The 12,943-nt window shown below is 72.9% G+C and carries 17 protein-coding genes; 13 read left to right on the top strand and 4 right to left on the bottom strand.

Translation table 11 applies throughout. The annotated features are described in order from the left end of the window. The first annotated feature begins 255 nt into the window (after positions 1 to 255). From OG618_RS00150 to OG618_RS00110, 9 genes are all read left to right on the top strand, one after another. Entirely contained in the window at positions 256 to 834 is a 579-nt protein-coding gene (locus tag OG618_RS00150) for an NUDIX domain-containing protein (protein ID WP_329485007.1), read from the top strand. Positions 835 to 841: 7 nt separating this feature from the next. Continuing rightward, the gene (locus OG618_RS00145) at positions 842 to 1,498 is read left to right on the top strand and encodes a hypothetical protein (protein ID WP_329485006.1); all 657 of its coding nucleotides are present in this window, start codon (positions 842 to 844) and stop codon (positions 1,496 to 1,498) included. A 65-nt stretch (positions 1,499 to 1,563) separates the two neighbouring features. Next, positions 1,564 to 2,325, top strand: coding sequence for a hypothetical protein (locus OG618_RS00140; RefSeq protein ID WP_329485005.1), 762 nt, complete (start codon positions 1,564 to 1,566; stop codon positions 2,323 to 2,325). A gap of 109 nt (positions 2,326 to 2,434) precedes the next feature. Then, the gene (locus OG618_RS00135; RefSeq protein ID WP_329485004.1) at positions 2,435 to 2,758 is read left to right on the top strand and encodes a hypothetical protein; all 324 of its coding nucleotides are present in this window, start codon (positions 2,435 to 2,437) and stop codon (positions 2,756 to 2,758) included. Positions 2,759 to 2,814: 56 nt separating this feature from the next. After that, entirely contained in the window at positions 2,815 to 3,165 is a 351-nt protein-coding gene (locus tag OG618_RS00130; protein ID WP_329485003.1) for a PadR family transcriptional regulator, read from the top strand. Next, positions 3,162 to 4,091, top strand: coding sequence for a hypothetical protein (locus OG618_RS00125; protein WP_329485002.1), 930 nt, complete (start codon positions 3,162 to 3,164; stop codon positions 4,089 to 4,091). The genes OG618_RS00130 and OG618_RS00125 overlap by 4 nt, the downstream gene beginning before the upstream one ends. Before the next feature lie 81 nt (positions 4,092 to 4,172). Further along, positions 4,173 to 4,436 carry a hypothetical protein gene (locus OG618_RS00120; protein ID WP_329485001.1) on the top strand — a complete coding sequence of 88 codons (264 nt, stop codon included), beginning with the start codon at positions 4,173 to 4,175 and terminating at the stop codon, positions 4,434 to 4,436. A 272-nt stretch (positions 4,437 to 4,708) separates the two neighbouring features. Further along, positions 4,709 to 5,482, top strand: a complete 774-nt coding sequence (locus tag OG618_RS00115) for a DUF4328 domain-containing protein (RefSeq protein WP_329485000.1) — start codon at positions 4,709 to 4,711, stop codon at positions 5,480 to 5,482. 421 nt (positions 5,483 to 5,903) lie between these two features. Further along, positions 5,904 to 6,398: a hypothetical protein gene (locus tag OG618_RS00110; protein ID WP_329484999.1), complete on the top strand. Its 495-nt coding sequence runs from the start codon at positions 5,904 to 5,906 to the stop codon at positions 6,396 to 6,398. Here the strand turns inward: OG618_RS00110 and OG618_RS00105 are convergent. After that, positions 6,364 to 7,146, bottom strand: a complete 783-nt coding sequence (locus tag OG618_RS00105) for an IS5 family transposase (RefSeq protein WP_329484998.1) — start codon at positions 7,144 to 7,146, stop codon at positions 6,364 to 6,366. The two genes, OG618_RS00110 and OG618_RS00105, sit on opposite strands and share 35 nt — an antisense overlap. A gap of 299 nt (positions 7,147 to 7,445) precedes the next feature. On the opposite strand from OG618_RS00105, the gene OG618_RS00100 reads away from it, so the two are divergent. After that, positions 7,446 to 7,973 (top strand): NUDIX domain-containing protein, encoded by a 528-nt coding sequence (locus OG618_RS00100; protein WP_329484997.1) that lies wholly within the window; start codon positions 7,446 to 7,448, stop codon positions 7,971 to 7,973. Positions 7,974 to 8,036: 63 nt separating this feature from the next. After that, positions 8,037 to 8,693 carry a hypothetical protein gene (locus OG618_RS00095; protein WP_329484996.1) on the top strand — a complete coding sequence of 219 codons (657 nt, stop codon included), beginning with the start codon at positions 8,037 to 8,039 and terminating at the stop codon, positions 8,691 to 8,693. 215 nt (positions 8,694 to 8,908) lie between these two features. Here the strand turns inward: OG618_RS00095 and OG618_RS00090 are convergent, their stop codons facing one another. After that, positions 8,909 to 9,334, bottom strand: coding sequence for a hypothetical protein (locus OG618_RS00090; protein WP_329484995.1), 426 nt, complete (start codon positions 9,332 to 9,334; stop codon positions 8,909 to 8,911). Between the two features lie 29 nt (positions 9,335 to 9,363). Here OG618_RS00090 and OG618_RS00085 point away from each other — a divergent pair, with 29 nt between their 5' ends. After that, positions 9,364 to 9,942 carry a hypothetical protein gene (locus tag OG618_RS00085; protein ID WP_329484994.1) on the top strand — a complete coding sequence of 193 codons (579 nt, stop codon included), beginning with the start codon at positions 9,364 to 9,366 and terminating at the stop codon, positions 9,940 to 9,942. 225 nt (positions 9,943 to 10,167) lie between these two features. On the opposite strand, the gene OG618_RS00080 is transcribed toward OG618_RS00085, so the two are convergent. Beyond that, on the bottom strand, positions 10,168 to 10,383 hold the full coding sequence (locus OG618_RS00080) for a hypothetical protein (protein ID WP_329484992.1): 216 nt from the start codon (positions 10,381 to 10,383) through the stop codon (positions 10,168 to 10,170). A 1,157-nt stretch (positions 10,384 to 11,540) separates the two neighbouring features. Between OG618_RS00080 and OG618_RS00075 the strand changes: the two genes are divergently transcribed. Next, the gene (locus OG618_RS00075) at positions 11,541 to 11,822 is read left to right on the top strand and encodes a helix-turn-helix domain-containing protein (RefSeq protein WP_329491962.1); all 282 of its coding nucleotides are present in this window, start codon (positions 11,541 to 11,543) and stop codon (positions 11,820 to 11,822) included. An 88-nt stretch (positions 11,823 to 11,910) separates the two neighbouring features. On the opposite strand, the gene OG618_RS37925 is transcribed toward OG618_RS00075, so the two are convergent. After that, entirely contained in the window at positions 11,911 to 12,486 is a 576-nt protein-coding gene (locus OG618_RS37925) for a replication-relaxation family protein (protein WP_442906921.1), read from the bottom strand. Positions 12,487 to 12,943 lie beyond the last annotated feature (457 nt).

The following is a 12,943-nucleotide window of genomic DNA, read 5'->3' as shown; positions in this document are numbered from 1 at the left end:
CCGGGTTCGGCGCGGCAGCGGGCTGGGCAGAGCCTGCGACATGACGACACCCATGACCAGGCGCCGCCGTCGCCGACGCCCGTCCCCGCCGGCCGTCCCCGTCCCCGCTGCTGCGGCCCGCGCCGCCAGGCCGCCGCTCCCGGCCCGCTCGGCCGACGGCTGCTGCCGGACCTGGTCCAGAGAGCACCTCACTCCCGGAGGTGTCGTCGTCCGGACCCCGTGGGATGAGCTGGCCTGCCCGGCCTGGGCCCGGCGATGACCACCAGCCTGGTGAGCGGACCGGTGCGGGTGATGGTGTGCGCGGTCCTGGTCCACGACGGCGAGATGTGCCTGAACCGGCGCCAGCGCGAGGCAGGCCTCCAGCACTCGCTGCCCGGCGGCCTGCTTGAGGACGGCGAAGAACCGGCCGACGCGCTGCGCCGGGAGCTCACCAAGAAGCTCGGCCTCGCCCTGGCGATGCTGCCCGCGCCGCCAGTGCTGCGCTTCGTCCAGGACCAGGACACCGAGCGGCCGGGCGAGAGGATGCCGTTCCGGCGCCGGCACCTGGTCTACGTCGCTCACCTGCCCGACCACCTGGTGGCGGCCGTCGCCCAGGTCGAGCAGGACGACCCCGGCCGGGCGCCGGTGGTGTGGCTGCCGGTCGCCGACGCGGCCGCCCTCCACCCGTACCCGGACGTCGGCGCCGTCCTCGTCCAGGCCGTCCGGCCCGACACCGCGCGGGCCGGCGGCCCGCTGGCTGCTCCCGGCGATGACCGGCGCGTCCTACCAGTGGCGCTGACCTGCCACACGGTGTTCGCGGGAACGGACGTCGCGGGCAGGTGCGGCGCGGGATAGTGCGGGGGTGACCGCGACTCCCGCCCGCCTGGACCTGCCCGCACGCCGACGCCGCCACGCCCGGCTGATCGCCGCCCTGACCGCCACGGTCGGGGCCTGCGCCACGGCGGCGGCCGCGCTGTACCAGCCCGTCGCCGACGCCCCGCCCGGGCAGGACGCGGTCGTGGTGGACCCCCTCCCGGTCGTCTACCTCGGCCACACCGCCGCCCCGCTGCTGGAGGCGGCCCGGGCCGAGGGTGACGCCAGGTGGCCGGCCGCCGTCGCACGGGAGCGGGAGCAGGCTCAGCGGACGAGCGCCGCGAGGGTGGCCCTGGCGCGGGCCGAGGAGATCGTGGAGGAGCCCGGGCTGTCCTGGCCCGTGCCGCTTCCGACCGCGGAACAGGGTGCGGTCATCGACCTGGCGGGCGCCGGTGACCAGGTTGCCGAGCTGTGGCGCGCCGACCCCGCGCAGGCCGCTGCCCTGGTGCGCGAGCTGACGGCCGGCGGGGAGTTCACCGCGGCCGAGGTCCTGGACGCGGCGGTCGACGCGGCCATCGGCGCCGGGCTGCTGGCGCTGAACGACGCGGGCACGGCGTCCGACCCGAGCATGATGGCCGAGCAGTGCCTGCAAGCCGTCCCGTACTTGGTGCTCGCGGTGGCCCTGGCATCCGCCGACCTCGACTGAGTGGCTTTGTACGCGAGGACGGCATCCGCACCCTCCACCACGGCGCCGGCCTCGCCCGCGGCTGGGTGGAGAAGGACGTCGACGGCCTGGAGGGCTGGGCGGCCCTGGTCGACGGACGGCTCGTCGTCACCCGCGACTGCGCCGGCCGCACCCACCCGGTTCTGCACACCGAGTCGTGGGAAGCCGGAGTCACACTCCACGCGGCCCTCGCCCAGCACCCCGCCCACCCCGACGACGACCAGAGCACGGACGAGGACGAGAGCGACAGCCCCGAAGACGGCCTGCTCGGCGAGACCCGCACCCGGATCCGCCGCAGGGCCGCCGGCCTCACCGTGGCCGCCATCGACCAGGCCGTCGCCGACGCCCACACCGACCTGCGCACCGCCGACCGGCACGCCGACGCCGGTGACGAGAGCACCCTCGCCCGCGCCGCGCTCGCCTACCAGGAGTGGCAGCGCATCCGTGGCGAGGCCGCCACCGCCGCCGGCGAGACCCACGACCCGGACCGGGACCTCGGCCTGCAACGGGCCCAGACCGCGGCCCGCCACCGCCAGGACGTCGCGCAGTGCGCCGCCGAGGCCGCCCACGACGCCCGGCAGCGCACCGACGCCGCGCACCGCCAGTTCGCCGGAGCGGCTGCCGGCCCGCTGTACACCGCCCTCGCCCGCGCCGGAATCCACACCCTGACCGACGACGACCACCAGGCGGTCCGCGAGCTCACCCGCCACCTCGACCCGGCCACCGTCCAGCAGGTCGCGAACTGGCTCGAGCGCACCCGCGCCACCGCCCTCGCCCTGGCCGCCGGGGCGCCTGACAGCCGGGGCTGACCCGCCGCGACCGGGTGTGTCCCCGTTCGTGAGCTGTGGTTCCCTACCAGCCGTCCAGCGCCCGGACGTCGCCGCTGATGGCGTAGCGGCGGCAGCGAGGAGCTCCTCGGTGGTGACGCCGATGTGGGCGGCGGCGAGGGGCGAGGACGTCCTCGGCCGTGCCGCCCACCGGGCGAAGGTGTGGACCGCGCTCGGGCACCCGTCGTGGCCGGCGGCGGGCGAGGACCAGCACGGCGGCCCGGACGCCCTCGATCGCGGCGCGCAGCCGCTCGGTGAGTTCCCGGGCGCGTGTCGCGTCGACCGGGCCGACCTGCTCCTGGTCGTCGGTCAGTCCGGGGGAACGATGCCCGGGCCGCTGTGCCGGGCGGGCGGCGCCGGCCCCCGCGCCGAACGCTCCATGCCCTCCGCCGGCCCTCTTCAGCAGCGATATTGACGGCATATCAGTCATCCCTTGCCATACCCTACGGTGACCGTACTATGGTGGTCGGCATGACGAAGAAACGCTCCATGCAGGAGCCAACCTTCCTCCTGCTGACCGCCCTCGCCGACCGGCCCCGGCACGGCTATGCCCTCGGCGAGGAAGTCACCGCGATCTCCGACGGCCGGGTACGGCTCGGCGCAGGCACCCTGTACGGCACCCTCGACCGGCTGCTGGCCGAAGGCCTGGTCCGGGTCGAACGGGAGGAGACCGTCGACGGGCGTCCCCGCCGGATCTTCGCCCTCACCCCGGCCGGCGTCCAGGCCCTCACCGACGAGAGCGAGCGGCTGCGTGCCGCCCTCCGCGAAGCCGACCGGCGTCTGGCGACCAACCGCACCCGACTCGCCGGAGGCATGGCATGATCCCGGACCGAACCACCCCGAACGCCCGACTGCTGCGCCGCGCCCTCGCCCTCTACCCCGCCTCCTACGGCGCCCCCGAGCTGGCCGAACTCGCGGACCACGCCGAGCGCCACGTGCGCACCGCGGGCCCGCTGGCCGGCCTGCGGGAGGTTGCCGACGTGGCCGGACACGGCGCCCGGGTCCGCCTCGGCCTGGTCTCCCACCGGCCGATGGGCCGGGCACTGGCCACCGCGGCCCCGCTCGCCGCCGTCCTGGCCGGCACCTACGCGGCCTGGGACCTCTGGTACACCCTCCAGATGGCCATCGACCACGGTTTCGACCAGTTGGGACCGTCCGGCACCCGGGCGGTCGCCGTCAGGGCGATGGCCCTCGCCCCGGCGACGCTGATGGCGATCGCGGTGCTGGCCGGACGCTGGACGACGGCGAGGATCCTGGCCCTGGTCACGGTTCTGGCCACGCCGTTGCTCGCAGCCCTCCACCGACCGGAACTGCGTGACTCCGAAACCGTACTGCTGACGTTCAACGCCCTCGTCCTGCTGCTCGCCCCTCCGGACCGCACGTCACATCCGCGCAGGGTCCTGCCGTGGGCACTGGCGATCTCGATCACCGTCGCGGAAGCCACCCTGATCCTGGCCAAGATCCACCTCGGGGAACGCGCCCCCCACACGGGCTTCGACTTCGCCGCCCCGCTGGTCGTCGGCATGGCCATCGCCTGCACCACACGGGCGGTGGGGCCCGCGGCTCTGGCCGCAGCAACCCTCGCCGGCCCGCCGCTGCTCTGCCCCGTACTGGTGGACTTCCACTGGGACCCGCTTCCGTTCGTTCTGCGGCCGGTGGTCCTGTTCGCAGCCGGGTACGCGGTCACATTCGCCATTGTGCGGCTGGCGGACCAGTTCGCCCGGCCGACCGAGCCGCAGCACCCCTGACCGGTTCCCCCCCCCACCGGTGCGCGGGGGCCGGCCGGCCGGGCCGCCGCACTCGAGGCTTGGGACACGCACAAGGAGGCCTTGGCCGGGTTCGACTCCCTGGACTGGGCGACCGGCGACATGGAGGTCAGCACGGCCGCCGCGGACGCCGAGGAGAGGGCCGTCGCCGACCTCACCGAACGGCTCCTCTCCTTCGTCGCCGACAACACCGACGCCCAGCTGCGCCTGCTGAACCTCGAACGCAGACTGCGGGTCGCCGGCAGCAGCGTCGGCTCCATGACCGGCAACGGCAACATCGGCAACGTCGCGGGCAACGCCACGATCACCATCAACACCCGCCCGTAGCCTTCCCCCCCCCGGCGGTCGGCGCGCAGCCCGCCGACCGCCCCGTGCTCACCTCGCCGACAGTGCCTGAGCTCTGCCGGGGCCGATCAAGCAATTCGTCTCGCGTGGACCATTTGTGGCGATACCAGCCTCTGAACTGGGAATTCTCGCTGGCGGGCGTCGGCGCAGGTCCCCTAGAGTCGGCGCGCCCGCCCCGGTCGGGGCGGTGGCGTACCGGCGCGCGTATCCGCGAGCGGTGCTTCTCTGGAGGGAATGGTCTGATGGTGTGCGTGGTGTGTGGGACACACCCGGCGGGGACGGACAGCGGCCGCTGTTACGGGTGTGCGGAGGCGTCCCCGGGGTGGGCGGCGGCACTGCGCCCGGCGAACGGCCTTGCCGCGGCCCTCTACGTCCTGCTGGGGCTCGACGCCGTCCTGGCGGCGGTCGTCGTCGCGGCCGACGTCCGGTCGGACGTGATCCTGGGTGGGCTGCTGGACGGGTCCGACGACGTCGGGTTCGACGATCTCGACGCGGTGATATCCGTGACCGACGCGGTGAACGGGCTGACCCTGCCCCTGTTCCTCGCCACCGTCGTCGTGTTCGTCATCTGGTTCCACCGGATCCGCCGGAACGCCGACCTGCTGATGCCAGGCGGACACCGCCACAGCAGCGGCTGGGCCGTCGGCGCCTGGTTCACCCCCGTCGTCGGGCTCTGGTTTCCCTGGCAGCTGACGGTGGACTGCTGGCGGGCGAGCGCGCCGCTGGACGCCGAGGGCCGGCGCCGCACACCGTCCGAGAAGGTGGTGGCCCTGTGGTGGGCAACCTGGACCGGCTCACTCGTCGTCGGCCGGGTCGCCTCCTCCATGACCCGCCAGTTCGACCCGACCCTCGACGACCTCGCGAGCCTGCGCGACGCCATCCGGGTCGAGACCGCCGGCTTCGCGCTGCGGCTGGTCGCGGCGGTGGCGGCGATCATGGTGGTCAACCGGCTGACCTCCATGCAGCAGGAACGCCGGGCCAGCACCAACCCGATCGCAGCCAGGGCTGCTCAGGAGGCCCGCTTCTAGGAGCCGGACGAGGCGGCGCTGCTGGCCGCCGCGGAGCGCCGTGCGCTCCGGGGCGGTTGTCCAGCCGACAGGCCGGTCACTGGTCGGTGCGCACGGTCGGCGGCCGCACCCAGCTTGACCTGCGGCGCGCCAAGGTGAGGATTCTGGGGGTCTTTGTTTTGGTGCTGGTGGGTCTGTGAGCTGTGGGTCTGTGGTTTGGGTGCGAGGTCTTTCGGGAGTGGTGAGTGGTTGGAGAACAGTATTTGAGCTGGGGTTGTGGTTGGTTCTCTGATGCCGTGCGCGTGTGTCGTGGGTGATGCCTGGATCTAAGAAGCCGTTGTCTTTCCGAGAGTGACGGGCGTGTTTCCGCTGGTCAGGTATAGGAATGGTGTTTCGGCGGCAGGGACGGGGTGTCGATTCGTCTCTTCGTGGAGGTGCCGGGATGCCGTCGGTGATGGGGCTGTTGGAGGAACGCGAACGCACTGCCCGACAGCGGGTGGAGACCCTTCAGGCCGAGCTGCGGGAGGCGGAGGCCGCGTGGGAGCGGTTCGTGATCACCCGTGAGACGGTTGTCGAGGTCCTAGCGGAACCTCGCGATGGCGAGGAGCTTCCGCAGGTCGTGGTGGCCGACGAGCGTCCGGCGCGGGACCTGGCGGCGGCGGCCGGTTCGGTGGTGCCGCATTGGCGGGAAGGGCTTGCTCCGGCGGTGCTGGCGCCGGACTATCAGCGGATCATGGACGTCCTGATTGGTCGGAGCGGGCCCGGTGGGGAGGCGATGGACTGCCGACAGCTCGCGGCGGCGGTCGGGCTGGAGCCGGTCCCGGCGAAGGTCGAGGGGATGAGGTCGAAGGCGAAGCGCCTGGCCGCGCGGGGCTGGCTGGCCGAGGAGAAGCCGGGGAGGTTCAGGCTGGTCGCCGGGCGAGGCGTCGGCTCATAACCATGCTCATCGACCAGCGAATCATCGCCTCGGCGGTGTCGGTGCGGGCCTCATAGTCGCGGGCGAGTCGGCGTGAGCACATCAGCCAGGCGAACGTGCGCTCCACCAGCCACCTTTTGGGCAGCACCACGAAGCCCGCGGTGTCGTCGGTGCGTCTGACCACGGTCAGCGCGATGGCAAGGACGTCGCGGGCGAGGTCGACCAGGCGTCCGGTGTAGCCGCCGTCGGCCCACACCAGCGTGATGCGCCAGTGCCGCGTCCGCAGCCGGGCCAGCAGCGTCTGTGCCGCGTCCCGGTCGGTGACCGACGCCGCGGTGACCATCACCGTCAGCAGCAACCCGAGGGTGTCCACCACGATGTGCCGCTTACGGCCGTTGACCTTCTTCCCGCCGTCGAAGCCCCGGCTCGCGGCCGGCACCGAAGCGGCGCCCTTCACCGACTGCGCGTCGATGATCCCCGCGGTCGGCTCCCGGTCCCGGCCCACCGCTTCGCGGACCCGGTCCCGCAGCCGGTCGTGGAACTCGGCGACCAAGCCCTTGTCCCGCCAGCGCCGGAAGAAGGCATAGACGCGGTCCCACGCGGGGAAGTCCGCGGGCATCGCCCGCCAGGTGATGCCGCCCGCGACCAGGTAGCGGATCGCGTCGACCATCTGCCGGTGGCAGGAGCCCTCCGGCTGTCCACCCCTGCCCTCCAACCATGCCGGTACCGGCATCGCCTCGCGGACCACGGCCCATTCGGCATCAGTCATGTCGGAGGGATACCTCGGCCGTCTGTGCGGCTGGTCCCCAGCGTTCCCGAACCGGTGAGCGAGGCAATCACACTCACGGGCAGCCAAGTTGAAACCCACAGGTGCGAGGGCATACAACAGCGACAACAGGGCCTCCCTGGTGCTTCTCCGGCTTCAACACCCAGGAGCTGCACCGGAGGCCCTGTCTTCATGCGTCCATCACCCCGCGATCACCCGAACGGGACTCCCGTTCGATCGGCAACCGCCCTGATCGGTACGACAACGGCGTCTGAGCCAGCCTGCCCGGCCTGGGCCCGGCGATGACCACCAGCCTGGGGAGCGGACCGGTGCGGGTGCGGGTGTGCGCGGTGCTGGTCCACAACGGCCGGGTGTGTCTGATCCGCCGTCAGCGGGAGGCCGGCTTCCAGCTCTCGCTGCCCGGCGGCGTGGTCGAGGACGAGGACGGCGAAGAACCCGAGACCGCGCTGCGTCGGGAGCTCCTCGAGGAGCTCGGCTTCGACCTGGCGATGCTGCCCGAGGTGCCGGTGCTGTGCTTCGTCCAGGACCAGGAGACGAAGCGGCCGGGCGAAGTGGAGCCGTTCCGGCGCCGGCACCTGGTCTACGTCGCTCACCTGCCCGACCACCTGGCGGCGGCCGTCGCCGTGGTCGAGCAGGACGACCCGGACCGGGCGCTGGTGGTGTGGCTGCCGGCGGCCGGTGTGGCCGGCCTCCACCTGTACCCGGCGGTCGGCCCCGTCCTCGACCAGGCCGTCCGGCCCGACACCGCCCAGGCCGGCGGCCCGATGCTGCTCCCGGTGATGACCGGCGCGTCCTACCAGTGGCGCTGACCTGCCGCTCGGTGTTCACGGGAACGGACGTCGCGGGCGGGTGCGGCGCGGGATAGTGCGGGGGTGACCGCGATTCCCGCTCGCCTGGACCTGCCCGCACGCCGACGCCGCCACGCCCGGCTGATCGCCGCCCTGACCGCCACGGTCGGGGCCTGCGCTACGGCGGCGGCCGCGCTGTACCAGCCCGTCGCCGACGCCCCGCCCGGGCAGGACGCGGTCGTGGTGGACCCGCTGCCGGTCGTCTACCTCGGCCGCACCGCGGCCCCGCTGCTGGAGGCGGCGCGGGCCGAGGACGACGCCCGGTGGCCGGCCGCCGTCGCGCGGGAGCGGGAGCAGGCCCGGCGGACGAGCGCCGCGAGGGTGGCGCTGGGGCGGGCCGAGGAGATCGTGGAGGAGCCCGGGCTGTCCTGGCCCGTGCCGCTTCCGACCGCGCAGCAGGGTGCGGTCATCGACCTGGCGGGCGCCGGTGACCAGGTCGCCGAGCTGTGGCGCGCCGACCCGGCGCAGGCCGCCGCTGTGGTGCGCGAGCTGGTGGCCGGCGGGGAGTTCACCCCGGCAGAGGTTCTGGACGCGGCGGTGGAGGCGGCCGTCGGTGCCGGGCTGCTGGCGCTGGCCGACGCGGGCACGGCGTCCGATCCGAGCATGATGGCCGAGCAGTGCCTGGGCGCCGTCCCGTACCTGGTGCTCGCGGTGGCCCTGGCATCCGCCGACCTCGACTGAGTGACTGGTCAGGTAGTGCGAAAGTGGCAGCGGCACTGGGGGCCTTGGTGCCGCGGTGCGTTCTGCGGGGTCGTTCCGCGCTGGCGGAACGAAGTGATCAACCCTGTGCTGACATCGCGCACCTTGACGGCCCGGCGGCCGGCCCGGCCGGGACACCTTGATGCCCGCCCCGGGCGTACCGGGGCGGCCATCAAGGCGAGACTGCCGGGTGCCGGTCAGGGCTTGGTGCCGGTCAGCTCCCACCAGGGGACGGGGCCGTCGTCGAGGTCGGCGATCGGCCACCAGTTGTCGGCGCCTGGGCCGTCGGCCTCGAGGTCCTCCAGCTTGGCGACGCCGGCCGCCACGGTGCGCAGCATCCTGGCGACGTAGGGGGTGCGGGCGGCGGTCTCCAGGTCGGTGGCCCGGTTGGCGAAGCCGGTCTGGCCGGTGCCGGTGAGGACGAACAGCAGCCGGGGGAAGACCGGGTAGCGGCGCTCCCACAACGGCTTGCGCCCGCCCTGGACGGCTTCGATGGTGCCGGCCCGCATCCCGGCGGGGAGCGGGGCGGTGGCCCAGTAGCGGGCGTAGGCGTTCAGCTTCGCGGCGAGCCGGGGCCCGCCCATGGTGGCGCGGTCGACCTCGACGAACGCCCGGTTGGCCACCCGCCCCCGTCGGTGGCGGTGCGCCCGTAGTGGAGCAGGCCGTCCGGGCGCACGGTGCCCTCCTTGCTGGTGGCCACCTGCAGGTGATTGAAGTGGACCTTGGTGGCGAGCAGGCCACCGGGACGGGCGGCCATCTCGACGGACAGCGTGCGCCGCAGGTTCCGGGGATGCACTGGCTTGTCGGGCTCCGCATCTTCTCGATGCCGCTGTCGGGGGCGTGCAGGCGGCGCAGCTGCTCGGCGGTGGCGATCCGGAACTGGAACAAGGAGGCGAGCACTGCCCAGGTGATCTCCACCTCCCGCGTGTCGCCGTCCGGCTCCGCGCCCGTCCGTGCCCTGGCCCTCGTCCTGGTCATCGGCTGGGCGCTGTCGCTCGTCGTCATAGCAGGGGCTTCCCTCCGGCTGGGCACGGAGCCGGTGCTCCGCGCGGTCGCCGTAGGGAACCCCGCGAACCTTGACGTATCCCTTGGTGAACAGCCCCCTCGGCCGCAACGATCACGTAACGGCCCCCACCAAGGTGAGCCACCAACCTTGGCGGATTCCTTGATGACCACCCCGAATTCCTTGGTGGCGCCGCCCGGACACCTTGGTGCCCTCCGGACACCTTGATGACCGGGGCGAACACCTTGATGCCGCACCTGCCCGCTGCGCCCTGCAGCTGCCAGGCCCCGCGCAGGGGCCCGACCGGTGGCGGCCGGGCCGGCCGGGGCAGCGCTGGTTCCCCCGTACTGGGCCGGGCATATCTGCCTGACCTGTGACGCGGCCGCTCGCACGGGCTGACACCCGGGCCACACGGCGGCGCCATGGCCGTGCCGCCAGACCGTTCTGTGTCGGCTACCGGGGGCCCGGTCCTCGGGTGCGGCGGGGGTCGAGCGCTTGGCGCAGGGCGTGCAGGTCGGTGATGGTGACCTGTTCGGCGAAGCGGGCCAGCAGTCGGCGCAGGCCGCGCTGGTCCCGGTCATGGACGGCTTCGGTGAGGGCGGCCAGCAGGGATGCCCGCGCGGCCGGGTCGGGCGCGCGCACCGGCGCCGTGGTCGGTGGGTCTTCCACCGGCTGCCTCCCGTCCGTGTGCCGCTCGCTCGTTCGTGCCGCTTGTTGTCCCTGGCCCGGGTGCGGACCGTCCGTTCTGCGGGGCGAAGACTACCTTCCCTCCGGACACCGAAAAATCTGTGCTGGCTGAAGTAGACATCGCCCTGTGTCGTGGTTAGTGTTTCTCCCGTAGACGCAGTCAAGCGGTACCCGCCAGACACGAACTGGCGGGCAGCATTACAGAAGTTCGCAGGTCGGCACGGTTGTGGGGCCCTGAAGCCAGAGCAGGTGCAGGACGGTGACAGGACCGGCAGCCGGGCCGGGCGGCCCGCAGTGATCAGGGGCCGCCACCGCGCGGTACCGCAGTTCAGCAGATGCAGTACCCAGCAGGTGAGCAATACGCAGGACGCGCCGTGCAGGTGGGCGTGGAGCAGTGACGCAAACAACGGCGCGGCAGCAGAGTTGCGAAGCCAGGGTTGGTGCAGGTCGGCGACGGGACTGGCAGCCGGGCCGGGTGGCCCGCAGTGATAAGGGGTCACCACCCAGCGGTACCGCGGTAAGTGCAGGTGCAGTACCCAGCAGGTGAATTGAGTTGAGCGGTACCAGCAGTCGCGGTACGCGGTATCCCAGTAAAGGCGCCAGGACTGCGGGCGCGCGTGCTGGGAGGTCCGGGCAGTGGGGTTCCAAGCCGAGCAGGTGAGCAGGACGGGCGACGGGGCTGGCTGCCGGACCGGATGGCCCGGGAGGGCCGCCGCAGCAGTACCAGGCAGTTGAAGTTCAGCAGTACCGAGAAGTACCCGTGTGAGTAGTACCAAGCAGTTCGCAGTCCCAGTCAGTACAGAGGATGAACGGAGGGGACAGAGCGCCATCAGGATCGCCCGGCCCGTGAGGTCTTCACCCGGGCGGACACCGCAGACCCCCATTGAGTACGAGGACGGTGGTTTCCGGTCACGCATACGCGATCCCCGCACATCCCCTCTCCCGGGGACTTGCGGAACAAGGAACCCGGCTACAGCCGGTAGATGGTGATGTATCCCTTTCGGGGCCCCGGAGCCGCAACGGCGCCGGGGCCCCTCGCCGCGCCCCCGAACCAACACAGAAGAGGTGCAGTGACCACGACGACCATCCGACCCCACACCCCCCACACCCTCGACGACGACGACTACCCCGCCTACACCATGGGCCGCGCCGCCGAGATGACCGGCACCACCGCCGGCTTCCTACGGGCCTTGGGCGAACACGGCCTGATCACCCCACTGCGCTCCGAGGGCGGCCACCGCCGCTTCTCCCGCTACCAGCTGCGCATCGCGATGCGAGCCCGCGACCTCGTCGACCAGGGCACCGCCATCGACGCCGCCTGCCGCATCGTCATCCTCGAAGACCAACTCGAAGAAGCCCTGCGCCTCAACGAACAACTGCGCCGCCCCACCACCGGACAGCCGCCGCCAGCCGACACCTGACGCGTACGGCCCCCGCCCGGTGGGTTCCGCCTCGGGCCTGCGGCACGACAGAACACCGGAAAGCCGCCACCCCGCGGGGCGACGGCTTTCAGTGCTTCTCATGGCACCCCGGATTCCTTGGTGGCCTCCGGACACCTTGATGCCGCCGTCCGGACCGGCACCGCTGCGCTCTACAGCTCCCAGGCCCTTCGTGTGGTCGCCGATGGAGTGCCACACCTGGGCGTTGACGCCGTGCTGCTCCAGGTCGGCCAGGCGGGCCGCGCCGGCCTTCACGCGCATCAGCGTCAGCATCCGGGTGACCATCGGGTGGGCGTCGGCGATGGCCTGCAGGTCGCGCACGCGGCGGCGGGCTGCCTGCTCGCCGGTGTCGGCCAGGACGAACAGCAGGCGGGGGGAAGGCCGGGTAGCGCTGCTGCCAGGCCGGCAGGACGCTCTGCGAGTGCGAGGTGCGGCGCAGGTGGGCCGGGACGGGGTGGTGGTCGTGGAAGCGGGCGTAGGCGATCAGCTTGGAGGCGAGCTTCTCGCTGGCCATGGTGCCGCGGTCGACCTCGACGAACGCCCGGTGCAGCACCCGGTCCGGCCCCTTCTTCGAGTAGTGCAGCAGGCCGTCGGGGATCACCGTCCCGCCGGGGCCCTCGCCGAAGCGGTGGTAGACCTCGGGCAGGAAGTCCAGCGGCGCGCACTCGTCCCCCCGCGCGCGGGGGGACGAATGCGACGTGGGTGCGCACGACGGCCAGGACGTGGCCCAGCCGCAGCCGTGCCGCGCTCTTGTCCTCGGGCAGCGGCGGGGAGGCCACCCCCTCCAGCTCGGGGAAGGTCGCGGCGATCCGCACCGCGCGCTCGGTCAGGAACCACGCCTGCAGCTTCCCGGCCTGCGGGAGGACGACGCTGTCCACCAGGCCCTCCTTGTGCAGGCGGCGAAGGCGCCGGCGCCCATCTGCTCAATGCCGACGTCCGGGGTGTGCAGGACGCGCAGCTGCTCGGCGGTGGCCATCGTTCACCGCCTGCCGCCGCTCCCGCTCCAGCTGCTCCTGGTCGTCGTCCTCGGGGTGCCGCGCGGGCACGGGCAGGACGGTCACGTCTCTCATGACGGGTGAACTCGCCAGCGCCGCCAAGCTCAC

The sequence above is a fragment of the Kitasatospora sp. NBC_01246 genome, assembly GCF_036226505.1.
Taxonomy (GTDB): Bacteria; Actinomycetota; Actinomycetes; order Streptomycetales; family Streptomycetaceae; genus Kitasatospora.
This window is presented reverse-complemented; position numbering and strand designations above follow the sequence as displayed.

Coding starts and splice junctions, on each gene's coding strand:
- OG618_RS00150 (WP_329485007.1), top strand. CDS start 256: ATGACCACCAGCCTGGTGAGCGGACCGGTGCGGGTGATGGTGTGCGCG.
- OG618_RS00130 (WP_329485003.1), top strand. CDS start 2,815: ATGACGAAGAAACGCTCCATGCAGGAGCCAACCTTCCTCCTGCTGACC.
- OG618_RS00125 (WP_329485002.1), top strand. CDS start 3,162: ATGATCCCGGACCGAACCACCCCGAACGCCCGACTGCTGCGCCGCGCC.
- OG618_RS00110 (WP_329484999.1), top strand. CDS start 5,904: ATGCCGTCGGTGATGGGGCTGTTGGAGGAACGCGAACGCACTGCCCGA.
- OG618_RS00105 (WP_329484998.1), bottom strand. CDS start 7,146: ATGACTGATGCCGAATGGGCCGTGGTCCGCGAGGCGATGCCGGTACCG.
- OG618_RS00100 (WP_329484997.1), top strand. CDS start 7,446: ATGACCACCAGCCTGGGGAGCGGACCGGTGCGGGTGCGGGTGTGCGCG.
- OG618_RS00075 (WP_329491962.1), top strand. CDS start 11,541: ATGGGCCGCGCCGCCGAGATGACCGGCACCACCGCCGGCTTCCTACGG.